The sequence below is a fragment of the Curtobacterium sp. MCLR17_039 genome (assembly GCF_003234745.1).
Taxonomy (GTDB): domain Bacteria; phylum Actinomycetota; class Actinomycetes; order Actinomycetales; family Microbacteriaceae; genus Curtobacterium; species Curtobacterium flaccumfaciens.
In genome coordinates, this window is sequence record NZ_QKTF01000009.1 from 23,332 (window position 1) to 40,062 (window position 16,731).

Annotated in this window: 14 protein-coding genes; 8 read left to right on the top strand and 6 right to left on the bottom strand. The window is 72.3% G+C overall.

Annotation, left to right across the window (positions count from 1 at the left end):
• Positions 1 to 13: 13 nt before the first annotated feature.
• The 5 genes from DEJ00_RS12030 to DEJ00_RS12050 form a co-directional block, all read right to left on the bottom strand.
• On the bottom strand, positions 14 to 937 hold the full coding sequence (locus DEJ00_RS12030) for an ROK family protein (protein WP_027467215.1): 924 nt from the start codon (positions 935 to 937) through the stop codon (positions 14 to 16).
• On the bottom strand, positions 934 to 2,619 hold the full coding sequence (locus DEJ00_RS12035) for an ABC transporter ATP-binding protein (protein ID WP_111057511.1): 1,686 nt from the start codon (positions 2,617 to 2,619) through the stop codon (positions 934 to 936). The genes DEJ00_RS12030 and DEJ00_RS12035 overlap by 4 nt, the downstream gene beginning before the upstream one ends.
• Positions 2,619 to 3,512 (bottom strand): ABC transporter permease, encoded by an 894-nt coding sequence (locus DEJ00_RS12040; RefSeq protein ID WP_027467217.1) that lies wholly within the window; start codon positions 3,510 to 3,512, stop codon positions 2,619 to 2,621. Before DEJ00_RS12040 ends, DEJ00_RS12035 begins: the two co-directional genes overlap by 1 nt.
• Entirely contained in the window at positions 3,509 to 4,468 is a 960-nt protein-coding gene (locus DEJ00_RS12045) for an ABC transporter permease (protein ID WP_027467218.1), read from the bottom strand. The genes DEJ00_RS12040 and DEJ00_RS12045 overlap by 4 nt, the downstream gene beginning before the upstream one ends.
• Positions 4,469 to 4,561: 93 nt before the next feature.
• Positions 4,562 to 6,355, bottom strand: a complete 1,794-nt coding sequence (locus DEJ00_RS12050) for a peptide ABC transporter substrate-binding protein (RefSeq protein ID WP_111057512.1) — start codon at positions 6,353 to 6,355, stop codon at positions 4,562 to 4,564.
• A 227-nt stretch (positions 6,356 to 6,582) separates the two neighbouring features.
• Here DEJ00_RS12050 and DEJ00_RS12055 point away from each other — a divergent pair, with 227 nt between their 5' ends.
• The 5 genes from DEJ00_RS12055 to DEJ00_RS12075 all read left to right on the top strand — a co-directional run bounded on the left by DEJ00_RS12055 (position 6,583) and on the right by DEJ00_RS12075 (position 12,935).
• The gene (locus DEJ00_RS12055) at positions 6,583 to 7,767 is read left to right on the top strand and encodes an ROK family protein (protein ID WP_083404204.1); all 1,185 of its coding nucleotides are present in this window, start codon (positions 6,583 to 6,585) and stop codon (positions 7,765 to 7,767) included.
• On the top strand, positions 7,760 to 9,334 hold the full coding sequence (locus tag DEJ00_RS12060) for a M81 family metallopeptidase (protein ID WP_111057513.1): 1,575 nt from the start codon (positions 7,760 to 7,762) through the stop codon (positions 9,332 to 9,334). The genes DEJ00_RS12055 and DEJ00_RS12060 overlap by 8 nt, the downstream gene beginning before the upstream one ends.
• Positions 9,331 to 10,068, top strand: coding sequence for a copper homeostasis protein CutC (locus DEJ00_RS12065; RefSeq protein WP_071245156.1), 738 nt, complete (start codon positions 9,331 to 9,333; stop codon positions 10,066 to 10,068). Before DEJ00_RS12060 ends, DEJ00_RS12065 begins: the two co-directional genes overlap by 4 nt.
• A gap of 196 nt (positions 10,069 to 10,264) precedes the next feature.
• A complete protein-coding gene (locus DEJ00_RS12070) occupies positions 10,265 to 11,695 on the top strand; it encodes a M20/M25/M40 family metallo-hydrolase (protein ID WP_111057514.1) in 1,431 nt (476 codons plus the stop codon).
• Positions 11,696 to 11,702: 7 nt separating this feature from the next.
• Positions 11,703 to 12,935: an MFS transporter gene (locus tag DEJ00_RS12075; protein WP_111057515.1), complete on the top strand. Its 1,233-nt coding sequence runs from the start codon at positions 11,703 to 11,705 to the stop codon at positions 12,933 to 12,935.
• A 96-nt stretch (positions 12,936 to 13,031) separates the two neighbouring features.
• Here DEJ00_RS12075 and DEJ00_RS12080 read toward each other — a convergent pair whose 3' ends face one another.
• Complete coding sequence (locus DEJ00_RS12080; RefSeq protein WP_111057516.1) at positions 13,032 to 13,667, bottom strand: ATP-binding cassette domain-containing protein; 636 nt, start codon at positions 13,665 to 13,667, stop codon at positions 13,032 to 13,034.
• A gap of 50 nt (positions 13,668 to 13,717) precedes the next feature.
• On the opposite strand from DEJ00_RS12080, the gene aztB reads away from it, so the two are divergent.
• From aztB to DEJ00_RS12095, 3 genes are read left to right on the top strand one after another with little or no spacing between them, the layout of a single operon-like run.
• The gene (gene aztB / locus DEJ00_RS12085) at positions 13,718 to 14,611 is read left to right on the top strand and encodes a zinc ABC transporter permease AztB (protein ID WP_111057517.1); all 894 of its coding nucleotides are present in this window, start codon (positions 13,718 to 13,720) and stop codon (positions 14,609 to 14,611) included.
• Entirely contained in the window at positions 14,608 to 15,822 is a 1,215-nt protein-coding gene (locus DEJ00_RS12090) for an ABC transporter (protein ID WP_111057518.1), read from the top strand. The genes aztB and DEJ00_RS12090 overlap by 4 nt, the downstream gene beginning before the upstream one ends.
• The gene (locus DEJ00_RS12095) at positions 15,819 to 16,721 is read left to right on the top strand and encodes a metal ABC transporter substrate-binding protein (RefSeq protein WP_258373672.1); all 903 of its coding nucleotides are present in this window, start codon (positions 15,819 to 15,821) and stop codon (positions 16,719 to 16,721) included. Before DEJ00_RS12090 ends, DEJ00_RS12095 begins: the two co-directional genes overlap by 4 nt.
• Positions 16,722 to 16,731: the final 10 nt, after the last annotated feature.

The following is a 16,731-nucleotide window of genomic DNA, read 5'->3' on the forward strand; positions in this document are numbered from 1 at the left end:
GGGCGCTCCCCCGCTACGCGGTCTCCGGCTCCAGCACGCGCGCTCGCACCTGCGCCGCCGCACCGAGTGCGACGGCGTCGGACCCGAGCGTCGACTGTGCGAGCCGGATCGTCGCCCCGCTGACCGGCGGTTCCGCGGCGATCGCCGCCGTGATGGCCGGTTCGAGCAGGTCCCAGGACCGTGCGATCCCCCCGCCGATCAGGACGGTCGTGACGTCGAGGATCCCCGCGGTGAGCAGTGCGGCACGGGCCAGACCCCACCCCGCGGTGGCGAAGACGGCGGCCGCGTCGGCGTCCCCGCCGCGTGCGGCGACGGCGACGTCCCGTGCCGAGAGCATCCGGCCGGAGCGCTCGGCGTAGCGGTCGGCGATGCCGCGTGCGCCCGCGATGGTCTCCAGGTGCCCGGTCTGTCCGCAGGTGCACCGGGCATCGCCGAAGCCGGGGACGTGGCCGATCTCACCCGCGGCACCGCGCGGGCCGGCGAAGAGGCGTCCGTCGAGCACGAGCGCGCCGCCGACCCCGGTGCCGAGGGTCATCCCGAGCACGTCGGACTCGCCCACGACCGCGCCGGTGGCGATCTCGCCGAGCAGGAACGCGTTCACGTCGTTGTCGAGGGTCGCGGGGACGCCGAGGGCGTCCGTCACCGCCCGGGTCACGCCGTACCCCGCCCAGCCGGTGAACGAGTTGCCGGTGACCAGGACGGTCCCCGTGGTCCGGTCGACGACGCCGGCTGCGCCCACCCCGACACCCGCCAAGGAGGCCCGGTGCGTCTCGAGCAGACCCGTCACGGCCCCGAGTGCGGCCGTCACGATCGCCGCCCCGCCCGCGTGGGCGGGCGTCGGCAGGTCGAGGCGGTCGATGACCTCGAGGTCGGGCGTGGTCAGGACGACCTTCGTGTTGGTGCCGCCGACGTCGACCCCGGCCAGGACCCGGGTCACGCGGTCACCGCCGCGAGCGAGGCGAGGCGCGCCGTCCGACGCTGCCGTTGCAGCACGGGGTCGGGCACCGGTACCGCGGCGAGCAACCGCCGGGTGTAGTCGGTGGTGGGGTGCAGGAGGGTCGTGCCGGTGGTGCCCTGCTCCTCGACGACGCCCTGGCGCATCACCACGACGCGCTCGGCGAAGTGCTGCACGACGGCCAGGTCGTGCGAGACGAACAGGCACGCGAACCCCAGGTCGTCCTGCAGCTCGCCCAGGACCTCGAGCACGGTCTCCTGCACGCTGACGTCGAGCGCCGAGGTCGGTTCGTCGGCGACGAGCAACCGCGGTTCGAGCACCAGCGCCCGGGCGAGCGAGACCCGCTGGCGCTGCCCGCCGGAGAGCTCGCGCGGGGCACGGGACGCCAGGGTCCGCGGCAGCCGGACGGCGTCGAGCACCTCGTCGATCCGGCGACGGCGGTCGGCCGAGGACATCCCGCGACGGTGCACGGCGAGGGGTTCCGCGATGCACTCGGCCACGGACATCCGGGCGTCGAGGGACGCCACCGGGTCCTGCAGCACCACGCCGATGCCGGAGCGGAGCGCACGACGGTCACGGCCCTTCGCCGTCCGCAGGTCCTGCCCGAACAGCGACACCGTGCCGGATGTCGGCTTGATGAGCCCGAGCGCCACCCGGGCCGCGGTCGACTTGCCGGAGCCGGACTCGCCGACCAGGCCGACGGTCTCACCGGCGTGCACCGCGATGTCGATGCCCGCGAGCGCGTGGACGGCGCGCGCCCCGCGCCCGAACGTCACCGAGACGTCCCGCAGGTCGACCACCGGGGCCGCACCGGGCCTCCCGGCCGTCTCGGTCTGTGTGTCGGCGACGGGAGCCGACGGACGATCGCCCGCCACGTCGAGCCGCGGCACCGCGGCGAGCAGCCGCTTGGTGTACTCGTGCTCGGGGCGGAGCAGGACGTCCTCGACCCCGCCGGTCTCGACGATCTCGCCCTGGAGCATCACCGCGACCCGGTCGGCGAAGTCCGCGACGACACCCATGTTGTGCGTGACGAGCAGCACGCCGGTGCCGGTCTCGACGGCGAGCGCGCGGAGGAGCTCGAGGATCTCGGCCTGCACCGTCACGTCGAGGGCCGTGGTCGGCTCGTCCGCGATGAGGAGCTTCGGCGCGTTCGCGATCGCCATCGCGATGACCACGCGCTGACGCTGCCCACCCGACAGCTGGAACGGGAACGACCGGGTGCGCGACTCGGGGTCGGGGATGCCGACGCGACGGAGCAGGTCGACGGCCTCGGCCGCGGCGGCGGACGCGGAGACGTCACGGTGGTTCCGGATCACCTCGGCGATCTGCGCACCGACGCGGGTGAGCGGGTCGAGGGCGGTCGCGGGCTCCTGGAAGACCATCGAGACGGTCGAGCCGCGCAGTGCCCGGAGCGCGGGTTCGCCGGCGCCGACGACCTCGTGGCCGGCGACGACGGCGCTGCCCGATGCTGTCGCGTTGCCGGAGAGCAGGCCCATCGCGGCGAGGGCGACGGTCGACTTGCCGGAGCCGGACTCGCCGACCAGGGCGAGGGTCTCGCCGGGGGCGACCGTCAGGGACACCCCCCGCACGGCGTCGACGGTGCCGGACTCGGTGCTGAAGGAGACGCCGAGGTCGGTCGTCCGCAGGATCGGTTCGGTCGTCATCAGCGGCCCCGTACGTCGAAGGCGTCCCGCAGTCCGTCGCCCACCGCGTTGAACGCGCAGACGACCAGGATCACGGCCAGACCCGGCGGCACGATGAGCCACCAGCGTCCGGAGTAGGCGGCGGTGAGACCCGCCGAGAGCATGCCGCCCCAGTCCGTCGCGGGCGGCTGCACGCCGAGCCCGAGGTACGAGACGTAGGCGACCAGCAGGATCGCGTCGGCGACCTGGAACGTCGCCGCGACGACGATCGTCGAGACCGAGTTCGGCAGCAGGTGCTTGCCGATCGCGCGGGCGTGCGAGCCGCCGATCGCGCGCAGCGTCAGGACGTAGTCGCGGTTCTTGAGCGTCAGGGTCTCGGCGCGGATCAGACGGGACGGCACGAGCCACGACACCAGGCCGAGGATGACGATGAGGCCGCCGACCCCGGGGTTCGTGATCGCCGAGATGACGAGCAGGATGAACAGGGCCGGGATCGCGATGCCGGCGTCGACGACGCGCATCATCAGGGCGTCGACCCAGCCGCCGACGTACCCGGCGACGGAACCCCACAGCGTGCCGACGACGGTGGCCAGGACCCCGGCAGCGATGCCGACCATCAGGGAGACCTTGCCGCCGTACATCAGGCGGCCGAGGACGTCGTGGCCGACGGCGTCGGTGCCGAGCCAGTGCGCGGCGCTCGGGCCCTGGTTGGCCTGCTCGAGCAGCGTGTGGGTCTGGTCGGTCGGGTACACGAACGGGCCGACGAAGCAGAACAGCACGATGACGACGATCAGGGCGAGGCCGATCACGGCGAGGGTGTTGCCCCGGAACCGTCGGGCGGCGAGCCGGAACCCGGTGGCCGCGACGGTGACGGGGGCACCAGGGGCTTCGGGGGCCATCTGGACGGCGGTCATGCGCGGCTCGCCTTCACTCGGGGATCGATGAGGGACTGTGCGACGTCGGCGAGCAGGGTGCCGATGACGGTCGCGATGGAGATGACGAGCACGCAGCCGAGCAGCGTCGGGTAGTCGGAGGACTGTGCGGCGTTCCAGAACAGCAGCCCCATGCCGGGGTAGTTGAACAGCTGCTCGGTCACCAGGGCGCCGCCGAACAGCACCGGCAGGTAGTACCCGAGCATCGCGACGACCGGGGTCAGCGAGTTCCGGAACACGTGCCGTCGCAGGATCGTCGCGGTCGAGGCGCCGCCGGCACGGGCGGTGCGGACGTAGTCCTCCTGCAGGTTCTCGAGCGTCGAGGCGCGCATGTACCGACTGAACACCGCGATCATCGCGAGGGCTCCGGTCACCACGGGCAGCACGAGTCCGGCGGGGTCCTGGAACACCTCGGCGAGGGTGGTGCCGCTCGGGGCCTGGGACGGCAGCCACGGCAGCTGCTGGCTGAAGACGATGATCAGGACGAGGCCGAGGAAGAACGCCGGCGTGGAGTAGAAGACGAACGCCAGGGCGGTGGCCGCGTAGTCGACCGCACCGTTGCGGCGGGCCGCCTGGAGCATCCCGACCGGGATCGCGACGACGAGTCCGAGCACCGCGGAGATGCCGGTGAGCACGAGGGTCTTCGGCAGACGCTCGGCGATGAGCTGCGAGACCGGCTCGTTGAGCGTGTACGAGGTACCGAGGTCGCCGGTCAGCAGACGACCGAGGAACCGCAGGTACTGCACGGGCAGCGGCTGGTCCAGCCCCTGCGCCTGGTTGAACTGGGCGATCTGCGTCGGGGTCGCGGAGACGCCGAGCACGCCGCGGGCGGGGCCGCCGGGCAGCGCGTGCAGCAGGCAGAACACCACGACGGTGACGATGAGGATCACCGCGAGCGCCTGCAGGACGCGCCTGGTGAGGTAGAGAGCTGTGGTCATGCGGCTTCCGATGGTCGGATTGGAGACGTGCGAGGGACGGGAGGCGCGGTGCGCGTCGGACGCGCACCGCGCCTCCCATCCGTGGTCACGGTCTTACTTGTTCCACTTCCACTGGGCCGGGTGGAAGTTGGCGAGCGAGTCCTGGTCGAAGCCGGACAGGCCCTTCTTGACGACCGAGATTTGGTAGTCGGGGCTCGGCAGCCAGATCACCGGCAGGTCCTTCGCGACCGCTGCGCTGTAGTCCTGCACGGCGGTGGCGTCGGTCGAGGTGGTGGTCGCGTCGATCAGGGAGTCGACCTCCTTGTTGGAGTAGCTGCCGAAGTTCGCCGAACCGCCGGTCTGGAACAGCGACTCACCGGTCGGGTAGGCCGGGAAGTACCAGCTGCCCGCGGTGCCGAAGAACGACAGGTCCCAGTCGCAGCTGGCCTCGTCCGAGGTGCAGGTCGGGGTCTGCGACAGCACGCTCGACACCGGTGCGGTCTTGATGGTGAAGTCGATGCCGGTCTTCGCGAGCGAGGACTGGATCGCGCTCATCATGTTGTCGGTCACGGTCGAGCCGGACTGCGACAGCACCTGCATCGAGAACTTCGTGCCCTGCTCGACGCCCTCGCCGCACTGGCTGGCGGACGTGCCCGGGTCAGTGCAGACCATCGTGCCGCCCTGCTCCTCCCAACCGTGGCTGGTCAGCAGGTCCTTGGCCTTCGAGGTGCTGAACGGGTACGGGTTCGACTTCTGCACGTCGGAGACGTAGTCGGACTCCTGTGCCTGCGGGATCGGACCGTACGTCGAGGTGGCGGTGCCGTTGAAGACGACCTTCGACAGCGACTTCTGGTCGATCGACATCTGGACGGCCTGACGGGCGTACAGCTGCTTGAAGACGGCGCCCATCGTCGGGTTGTTGAAGTTGTACGGCATGTACGTGATGGCCCAGCCGGTCCACGGCTCGACCTCGTAGCCCTTCCCCGTGAAGGAAGACTCCTGGTCCATGTCGGTGGCGTTGATGTACCCGTAGTCGACCTCGCCCGAGCGGACGGCGTTCACCTCGGCGTCGGCCGTGGTGAAGGGCAGCAGGTTCACCGTCGTGATCGACGGCTTCTCACCACCGTCGTACTTCTTGTTCGCCGTCAGGGTGACCTTGCCGGCCGTGGTGAAGGTCTTGACGCCGTACGGGCCGGAGATGGTCTTCCACAGGTCGTCGGTGGCGTAGTCGGAGATCTTGCCGGCTGCGGTGTTGAGGTACTTCCACACCTGCTTCGCGCCGGCGGTGGTCTCGTCGGCGTCGGTCACCTTCGCGGTCGCGCTGGTCTTGTCCCAGGCGTGCTGGGGCAGCGGGATGATGTGGCTCAGCTGGTTGGCGAGCATCCAGTCCGAGTTGTAGGCCTTGTCGAACGTGATGGTGAAGTGCGTGTCGTCGACGGCCTTGAACGACGTCCAGTTGTCCGGTGCCTTGCCCTTGGAGTACGAGCCCCACTGGTCCTTGTTCGCCTTGATCAGGTTGAACCAGAACCCGACGTCGCGGCTCGTGATCGCCTCGCCGTCCGACCAGTGTCGGTCGCCGAGCGTCATGGTGACGCTCTTGCCGTCGTCGGCGAACTCCGCATCGGTGGCGACGGAGCCGGCCTTGTTCCACGCGATCTTGCCGGTGGAGCCGTCGTACGCGACGAGCGGCTCGTACAGCGACTGGGCGATGGAGCCGTTGTTCGTGTTGAGGTGCGCGGCGGTGCCGATCGGCAGGATCCAGTTCGGCGTGAAGTTGGCGGGGAGCGCGTAGTCGATCTCGTCGGTCGATCCCTGCGAGGCGTTGCCGCCTCCGGAACAGCCGGCGAGCAGCGCGCTCACGGCGATCGCAGCTCCGGTGAGGAGCGCCCAGCGACGGGGCTTGGACATGCGGTGTCTCCTTGTGCGAGGGACTTCGGGGAGGTGGAGCACGGGTGCCGAGCGGCACGAGGACAGTCAAGGACCAAAGCGATTGGAAAAACAAACATCTCGATGTAAAAACTGCGTTACTGCGGAACGGACGAAAGGGTGGACCGCTCGATCCGCCCCGTAGGCTCGCGGCAGAACGGACCACCGACCGGTGTTCCGCTCCCGTTCCGCCCGGATTGGAGAAAGTCGTGGCCGATCTCAGCGCCCGCGTCCTCGAGCTCGTCGCCTCGGGGCAGGCCGCCAGCCGGACCGAGATCGCGAAGGTGCTCGGAGCCGCCCCCTCGACCGTCTCGCACGTCGTCGGGCAGCTCCTGGAGCACGGGATCCTCGCCGAGGAAGGCACGGACGTCTCGACCGGCGGCCGTCCCCGCAAGGTGCTCCGCATCGGCGGCGTCGACGAGTACGCGGTCGCCGCGGACGTCGGCGGCGGGCACGCGCGCATCGGCGTGGTCCTGCCAGGAGGCGCGCTCGAGTCGGTCGCGAACGTCCCGTTCGCGCTCTCCGACGGTCCGACCGCCGGGCTCCAGCGCCTGGCCGCGCTGCTCGAGCGGCTCGCCGACGACCGTGGTCGCGAGGGGCTGCGGGGCGTCGGGCTCAGCCTGCCCGGGCCCGTCGACGTCGTCGCCGGCGTCGTGGACCTGCCGAGCCGGATGCCGGGGTGGAACGGGTTCCCCGTGGCCGCGTGGCTGAGCGACCGGTTCGGCCTGCCGGCGATCGTCGACAACGACGCGAACTGCATGGCGGCGGGTGAACAGACCGTGCAGGACCCGGCTCGACGCCAGACCATCACGATCAAGGCCGGATCGGCGATCGGCGCGGGCATCGTCATCGACGGCCGGCTCTACCGCGGGTCGACCGGGGCCGCCGGGGACATCACCCACGTGCGGATCGACGCCGCCGGGGACACCCCGTGCTCGTGCGGCAACACCGGCTGCCTCGAGACAGTGGCGTCCGGTGCCGCCCTGGTCCGGATCCTGTCGAACGCCGGGGTCGACGTCGCGTCGACCGCCGACGTCGTCCGGCTCGCCTCGGACGCGCACCCCGAGGCCACCCGTGCCGTGCGGATGGCGGGCAAGTACCTGGGCGAGGTGCTCGCCGCCAACGTGAACTTCTTCAACCCGGACGCCGTGTACCTGGGCGGCATCCTGTCGACCCTCGACCCGTTCATCGCCGCCGTGCGGAGCCAGCTCTACGAGAGCTGCCACCCGTTGATGACCCAGCACCTGGCCATCGAGCCGGTGTCGCTCGGCGCCGACGCCGGGCTCGTCGGCGCCGGGCAGTTCGCGCTGCAGCGGGGCCTCGCCGCCTCGCTCGAGGAGCTCTCCGCGCCCATCCCCCAGTCCACCACCAGGAACAGGAGCGTCCGTGTCTGAGACCGGTCCCGTCACCCCAGCCGTCCCCGTCACCGCAGCCAGCACCGCTGGCGCCGCTGGCGTCCGTCGCCCGGTCATCGCCATCGCCGGGCTCGCCATCGAGACGTCGACGTTCACGCCGACCCGGACCCACGCCCCCGCGTTCCACCCGGACCGCGGCGACGAAGCCGTCGCCCGCTACCCGTTCCTGGCGACCATGGCGGACCGGGCGGACTTCCGCGGGGCGCTCATCGGGCACGCGCTGCCCGGCGGGATCGTCGACCGGGCGTCGTACGAAACCCTGGCCGACGAGATCGTGGAGCGGCTGCGTGCGATGGGTCCGGTCGACGGGCTCTGGTACGACATCCACGGCGCGATGGTGGTCGAGGGACTCGACGACGCCGAGACGGACCTGCTCGGCCGCATCCGCGCGGTCGTCGGCCCAGACGTCATCGTGTCCGCCTCGATGGACCTGCACGGCAACGTCACGCGCGAGCTCGCCCACCGGGTCGACCTCGTCACCTGCTACCGGATGGCCCCGCACGAGGACACCCTCGAGACGAAGGAGCGTGCCGTCCGGAACCTCGTCGAGGTGCTCACCGAACGACCCGTCGGTGCGCAGCGACCCGTGAAGGCCTGGATCCCGATCCCCGTCCTGCTGCCGGGCGAGCAGACCTCGACCCGTCTCGAGCCGGCGAAGTCCCTGTACGCGCAGGTCCCGGTCGTCGAGCAGACCGAGGGCGTGCTCGACGCCGCGATCTGGGTCGGGTACGCGTGGGCCGACCAGCCCCGCGACCAGGCCGTCACCGTCGTCACCGGGTGGGACGAGGCCGCCGCCGCCGCCGGTGCCGAGCGGCTCGCACGTGCGTTCTGGGACGTCCGCGAGGACTTCGTGTTCGTCGCCCCCACCGGCACGTTCGAGGAGTGCCTCGACGCCGCGCTCGCCCCGGGCGCCGCGAAGCCGTACTTCGTCTCGGACTCGGGTGACAACCCCACTGCCGGCGGCTCCGGGGACATGACCTGGGGCCTGACGCAGGTGCTCGCCCGCCCGGAGTTCCAGGACCCGTCCGGCCCGACCGTCATCTACGCGAGCGTGCCCGGACCGGCCGCCGTCGCCGCGGCGGTGGACGCCGGCGTCGGTGCGACGATCACCGTGACCGCCGGTGCCGAGGTCGACCACGTGCACGCGGGCCCGATCACGATGACCGGTCGGGTGCACGCGATCAAGCACGGTGACCGCGACGCCGAGACCGAGGTCGTGCTGCAGGTCGGCAGCGTCTTCGCGATCCTGACGAAGCTGCGGAAGCCCTACCACCACGAGCACGACTTCACCGATCTCGACCTGGCACCGCGGCAGGCGGACGTCGTCATCGTGAAGATCGGGTACCTCGAACCGGAGCTGTTCGACATGTCCGCCGACTGGATGCTCGCCCTCACCCCGGGCGGTGTGGACCAGGATCTGCTGCGCCTCGGGCACCACAGGATCGAGCGCCCGATGTTCCCCTACGATCGAGTGTTCCCGACGGCACCGGACCTCCGCGCCCGCATCGTCCCCGCCTCCAACGAACCGCTCGGAGCCCCTGCATGAGCACCACCGCCGCACTCGAGATCGCCGTCACCTCACCGGCGGGTGCGATCACCGCGCGGGACGGCGGCGCCGACCGCGTCGAACTCTGCGTCGGGCTCGAGCTCGGCGGGCTCACCCCGTCGCAGGCCCTGGTCGAGACGACCCACGAGACCGGGATCCCGGCGCACGCGCTGGTCCGCTGCCGTCCGGGCGGGTTCGTGCACTCCCCCGACGAGGTCGAGCTCATGGTGCGCGAGGTCCGCACGGTCCTGCGCTCCGGGGCCGCCGGCGTCGTGGTCGGTGCCCTGCGCCCCGACCGGACCCTGGACGAGGACGCCCTCCGCCGCTTCGTGGACGCCGCCCGCTCCGTCAGCGCCACCGCCGAGGTCACCCTGCACCGCGCGATCGACCACGCGACCGACCCCGTCGCCGCTGCCGGGTCGCTCGCGGCGCTCGGGTTCACCCGCGTCCTGACCTCGGGTGCCGCCCCCACCGCGGTCGCCGGCGCCGAGACGATCGCGCGCATGGTCGAGGCCGCCGGGCCCGTGCAGGTGATGGCCGGCGCCGGGGTCACCCCCGCCGACGTCCGCGCGCTGCTCGCCACCGGCGCCGCCGCCGTGCACCTGTCGGCCAAGCGACCGGCCGCGGACAGCACGCACGCCGGGGTGCCGATGGGCGCCGGGGACGACGGCTCCGCGCACTTCGTCACCGACGCCGAGGTCGTCGCGGCCGCACGGCGCGCGCTCGACGCCTGAGTCGTTCCAGACCCGCACCGGGTCCCGGTCCCGCACCGGGTCCCCGGACCCACACCGGGCTCCGGACCCGCACCGGGTCCGTGGTGCGGCGCGTGGCGGACGCGCACCGCGCCTCCAGGCCAATCCGGGACCACCCGGAGGGACCCGCTCCTACGGTCGGCACCACCTGACCGAACGGAGAACCGTGTCCGCTCCCGTGACCGACAGCACCGAACCCGACACCCGTCGCGCCGAGGTCGCGCGGTTCCTCGAGGAGCGCCGCGAACACCTGGTGCGGCAACTCAGCGAGTGGGTGCGGATCCCGTCCGTCGCATCACAACCCGAGCGCGCGATCGACGTCGAACGGTCCGCGCACTGGCTGGCCGGAGCGATGCGCGAGGTCGGCCTCGAGACCGAGATCCTGCAGGCCGGTCCCGCACCGGCCGTGTACGCCGAGCTGCTCGTCGACCCGGCGCTGCCGACCGTGCTCGTCTACAGCCACCACGACGTCCGGCACGCGAAGCCCGAGGAGTGGCACGAGACCTCGCCGTGGAAACCCGTCTTTCGTGACGGACGCCTGTACGGGCGCGGGGCGTCCGACGCGAAGGGGCAGGTGCTCGCCCACCTGTGGGGGCTGCGCGCGCACCTCGCCACCCGACCGGACGGCACCCCGGCCGTGAACCTCAAGTTCCTCGTCGAAGGAGAAGAGGAGCTCGGCTCCAGCCACTTCGCCGACCTGCTCGACGCCGAGCAGGAGCGGCTGGCGTGCGACGTCGTCGTGTTCTCGGACACGCTGCAGTGGAAGGCTGGCAACCCCGCCGTCGTCACGTCGATGCGCGGCATGACGGGCGCGACCCTCACCGTCACCGGGCCAGCGCGTGACGTCCACAGCGGTGCCGTGTCCGGTCCCGCGCCGAACCCGGTGCACGCGCTCGTCACCGTGCTCGCGGCCCTGCACGACGACCAGGGTCGCATCACGATCCCCGGGTTCCTGGACGACGTCGACGCGCTCACGGACGAACGCCGTGCCGAGCTGCAGGCACTCGACTTCGACCCCGAGGTCTGGGTCGAGCGAACCGAGACCCGGGCGATCACCGGCGAGGCGGGGTACTCGGTCGAGGAGCGGCTCTGGGCACGACCGTCGATCGAGGTGCTGACCCTGCTCGCAGGCGACCCCACCGGGTTCCCACGAGCCGTGGTCCCGCGTGCGGCAACGGCCGAGATCAGCATCCGGACCGTGCCGGGGCAGCGGGTGCAGGCCGTCGCCGAGCAGCTGCGCCGGTTCGTCCGGGACACGATGCCCGACGGCGTGACCTACGAGCTGACGATCCCCGAGGAGACCGGGCAGGACCCGTACGTGGCCCCGTCGGGCCCCGAGCTCGACGCACTCGTGCGGGCGATGGAACTCGGGCACGGCACCGAGACCGCCGGGCGGATGGGCAACGCCGGGGGCGGTCCCGCGGAGCTGCTCGGCCGGGTGTTCGATGCCCCCGTCCTGTTCGTCGGCACGGGGCTGCCGGAGGACCACTGGCACGCCAGCGACGAGAGCGTCGACCTGCGCACCCTGCTCGACGGTGCGACGACGATCGCGCACCTGTGGAGCGGACTCGGCGAGGCCGGGAATGGATCGTCGCACTCCGGGGCTTGATGCCCCCATGACATCGTCAGCAGCGCGCCCCGGGTGGCTCAGCGTCACGTCCGTCGCACTCGGGTCGTTCGTGCTCGTCCTGTCCGAGTTCCTGCCCATCGGACTGCTCCCCGCCATCGCCGACGACCTGGACGTCGGCATCGGCACCGCCGGCCTGATGGTCGTCGCCACCGGACTGGTCGGCGCCGTCGCGGCACCGGTCGTCACCGTCCTGACCTCGCGACTCGACCGCCGGGTGGTGCTCGTGTCCCTGACCGTGCTGCTCGTGGTCGCCGACGGCCTCGCCGCGATCGCGCCGTCGTTCTGGGTGCTGCTCATCGCACGGATGCTGCTCGGTGTCGGCATCGGTGGCTTCTGGGCCATCGGTGCCGGGATCGCAGGGCGACTCGTCCGGCCGGAGCTGACGATCCGCGCGACCTCGCTCATCACGGCCGGCGTCTCCGTCGCGACCGTCGTGAGCCTGCCGCTCGGCGCCCTGGTGTCGTCGCTCGCCAGCTGGCGCCTCGGCTTCGTGATCGGTGGGGCGCTCGGTGTCGTCGCGCTCGTCCTGCAGCTGGCGATGCTGCCGAGGATCCCCGCGCAGCAGCGGGTGCGGTTCGCCACGCTCGGGTCGTTGCTCCGCGTGCCCCGTGCCCGGGTCGGGCTCATCGCCGCAGCCTTCGTCTTCGCGGCCCAGTTCGCTGCGTACACCTACATCGCGCCGTACCTGCAGCAGCTCGTCGGCGTCGGCCCGGACACCGTGACTATCGCGCTGCTGGTGTTCGGCGTCGCGGGCATCGTCGGGAACTTCGCCGCGGGCTTCACGCTCGACCGCAGTGTCCTCGGCACCATCGGGGCGTCGAAGTTCGTGCTCGCGGCGGCCGTCGTGCTGCTGCCGCTGCTCGCCCACTCCGTCGTGGGGGTCTTCGTGCTGCTCGTCGTGTGGGGCCTGGTGTGGGGTGCGCTGCCGCTCGGGATGCAGACGTGGATGTCGACGGCGTCGCCGGCCGGGTCCGAGACCGGGCTCGCGCTGTTCGTCACGACGATCCAGCTCGCGATCGCCGCCGGTTCGGTGCTCGGCGGTGCCGCGGTGTCGTCGTTCGGTCTGGCTGCTGACTTCTGGCTGGCCGGCGGGGTCGCGATCGTCGGCGCCGTCGTGCTCGTCGCGATGGGGCTGCGGAAGTCGAGTGCCGTGCCGGTGGTCGAGCCGGTCTCGGCCGAGCCGACGCCGACCGGCCCGGTGGCCGTCGCCTGCCCCTGACGCCGGTCGGGATCGGTCGCAAGACACCGGTGTTCGCGCACTGAACACGCGCAGACCGCGGTTCAACGGGTGAACACCGGTGTTTTGCGGAATCGGTCAGGTCAGGGCGATGACGCGGTCGGCCGCGGCGATCACCGCCGGGTCGTGGGCCGCGTGCACGACCACGACCCCTGCCGCGGCCTCGTCGGCGAGCGCCGCCACCACGAGCGCCGCCGACTCGGCATCGACCCCCGCGGTCGGTTCGTCCACCAGCAGCACCCCGGCACGCTGCGCCAGCCCGAGCGCGACGAGCGTCCGCTGACGCTGCCCGCCCGACAGCTCCTCGACGGGCCGGTCGGCGAGGTCGGTGATCGCCATCCGCTCGAGCTGCGCGTCGACGATCGCCCGGTCGGCGCGTCCGAGCGGCCGCCACCACGCGAGGTGCCGCCACCGCCCCATCGTGACGGCCGCGCGGACGGTGAGCGGGAGCGTGGTCGGCGGCACGGACTGGGTCACGTAGGCGACACCGTCGGACGGGAGGCCCGTCACCCGCCCGGCGGTCGGCCGCACGACGTCCGCGACCACGTCGAGCAGCGTCGACTTGCCGGATCCGTTCGGTCCGGTGAGCGCGGTGACGACCCCGGCGGGGAACGTCACGTCGAGCGCGTCGAGGACGGTCCGGTCGCCGAGGACGGCCGTCACGCGGTCCAGGTGGACGGCAGGTCGGGGATCAGTCGGCTCGGTCGCAGGCATCTGAGCACGCTATCAGTATCGATACTCGTTTTCATGTAGCGTCTCGGACCGTGACCTGGCTGACCGATCCGTTCTCCGTCGACTTCATGGTGCGCGCCCTGGTCGGCGGCTCCCTGGCGGCGGTCCTCTGCGCCGTGGTCGGCACGTGGGTGCTGGTCCGGGGCATGGCGTTCCTGGGCGAGGCGCTCTCGCACGGCATGCTGCCCGGCGTCGCGATCGCCACCCTGACCGGGATCCCGCCGGTGCTCGGTGCCGCGGTGAGTGCGGGCGTGATGGTTCTCGGCGTCGGGGCACTGCGACGTCGCGCCCGACTGTCGTACGACACCTCGATCGGCCTGCTGTTCGTCGGGATGCTCGCGCTCGGCGTGATCATCGTCTCGTCCTCGCGGTCGTTCGCCACCGACGTCACCGCGATCCTGTTCGGCGACGTCCTCGCCGTCACCCGAGCCGACGTCGGCGGCCTCGCGCTCGCCGCAGCCGTGGCCCTGGCCGTCGCCGTGGCGTTCCACCGGCCCTTCACCGCGCTGGCGTTCGACACCCGCAAGGCCACGACGCTCGGACTGCACCCACGCCTGGCCGAGGTCGTGCTCATCGGGCTCGTCACCCTGGCGGTCGTCGCCTCGTACCGGGCCGTCGGCACCCTGCTCGTCGTGGGCCTGCTGCTCGCGCCGGCGGCCGCCGCCCGCGCCTGGACCCGGCACGTGGCCTCGACGATGCTCCTCGGCGCCGGGATCGGTGCCGCCGCCGTGCTCGTCGGGCTGCTCGTCTCCTGGCACGCCGGCACCGCCGCCGGCGCGAGCATCGCCGCGGTCGCCGTCGGCAGCGTGGTGGTCTCGCGCGCCCTGGCCGTCGTCGTCCTGCGGCGCACCCCGATCCCCACACCGGCGCGTGCGGCCGCGCCGGCCGCACCACGATCCGCCGCACCGTCTCGAAAGGGAGCATGAAGCACTCGACCACCAGCCGCGCCCCCGCGCGCCTCCTGTCCACCATCGGCCTCGCCACCGGCCTGGCCCTCACCGTCACCGCCTGTTCCACGGGCACCCCGTCGGCCGACAGCTCGACCGGCACCGCCCGCCCCCACGGCTACGTGGCGGGCGCGAGCGAGTCCCAGGAACCCCGGGTGCGCCTCCTGGCCGTGTCGGCGACCGGCGCGACCGCGCTGCACGACCTGCTCACCGAGGAGACCACCGAACTCGAGGACGTGGACGCACCGGAGCACTCGGCGACCGACGGCCGGTTCCTCGTGACGAGCGATGCCGACCGCACCACGATCGTCGACGGCGGGTCCTGGACGGTCGACCACGGCGACCACACGCACTACTACGCCGCCGAGCCCCGGGTCGTCGGCACGATCGACGGCGGTGGCCCGGTCGAGGTGCACTCGTCCGAGACCATGACGACGATCACCTGGCCGGACCGGGCCGAGGCCGTCGTGCTCGACCGTGAGGCACTGGGCCAGGGCGAGGTCGACGAGACCGCCCGGATCGACGCGAGCGTCCTGCTGCCGATGGGCGAGCAGCTCGTGGCGGCCGACGGCGACACGGTCCGCGTGCTCGACCCGGACGGCGAGGCGACCGACGCCGCCGACACCGCTGAGCAAGCGTGCACCGACCCCGCCGGCGGGATCGTCACCCGCGCCGGTGCCGTCGTGGGCTGCGCCGACGGAGCGGTCGTGGTGGACGACACCGGCGAGCCCTCGTTCGTCGACCTGCCCGACGGCGCCGAGCGTCCGACGGCCTTCGCCGCACGTGCTGGCCGGCCCACCGTCGCCGGCCTGGCGGGCGCCACCGGATTCTGGTTGCTCGACGTGCGTCAGGGCTCCTGGCGGCTCGTGCCGACCGATCGCCCCCTGCGGGCCGTGGTCGCGGTGGACGACGAGGACGAGCACGTGGTCGGGGTCGACGACTCCGGGCGGGTGGTCGTCGTGACCGCTGCGACGGGGAAGGTCGCCACGACCGAACCACTGATCGACGCCCGAGCCGGCGACACCGGCACCGACCCCGCACCGCTGCTGCAGCTCGACGCCCAGCGCGCCTACCTGGCCGACCCCGCGGACGGCACCGTGCACGAGATCGACTTCGCCGACGGCGCCCGGGTCGCCCGCACGATCGAGCTCCCCGTCGCCCCCGTCGCCTTCGCCGAGGTCGGACTGTGACGGGCACCAGGGCCCTGACCGCGGGCCTCGTCGCTGCGGTAGTCGCCCTCGTCGCCACCGGGTGCACCACCGCAGGCTCCGACCGCCCCCTCGTCGCGGTCACCACGAACATCCTCGGCGACGTCGTCAGCGAAGTCGTCGGGGACCAGGCCGATGTCATGGTCCTCATGCCCCCGGGCGCCGACCCCCACTCGTTCGAGGTCTCCGCGCAGGAAGCCGCCCGACTGCGGAGCGCCGACCTGGTGGTCGAGAACGGGCTCGGGCTCGAAGAAGGGGTCGCCCGTCACGTCTCGGCGGCGGCCGAGGACGGCGTGCCGGTCTCCACTGCCGGAGACGCGTTCGACCCGCTGGAGTGGACCACCGAGGACGACAGCGGCCCCGACCCGCACTTCTGGACCGACCCCGCCCGGATGGTCGACGTGGTCGAGGCCCTCGACCAGGACCTGCGCGACGCCGGCATCGAGCCGACCGGCACCGACGCCTACCTGGACGAGCTCCGCGACCTGGACGACACGATGACGACCGCGTTCCGGACCGTGCCCGAGGAACGCCGGGCGCTCGTCACGAACCACCACGTGTTCGGCTACCTGGCCGACCACTACGGGTTCCGGGTCGTCGGGGCGGTGATCCCGAGCGGGACCACCCTGGCCTCCCCGAGCGCCGCCGACCTGCGCGACCTGGCCGACGCGATCGACGAAGCGGGGGTCCGGACGATCTTCGCCGACGCCTCGCAGCCCGCGCGACTGGCCGAGGTGCTGGCCGAAGAGGTCGACCTGCACGTCGAGATCCGCCCGCTGGCGACGGAGTCCCTCACCGAGGACGGCGACGCCTCCACCTACCTCGGCATGATGCGCTCGAACACCGAGGCCATCGTCGACGGCCTGTCGACTGGTAATTGAGAATGAGAAT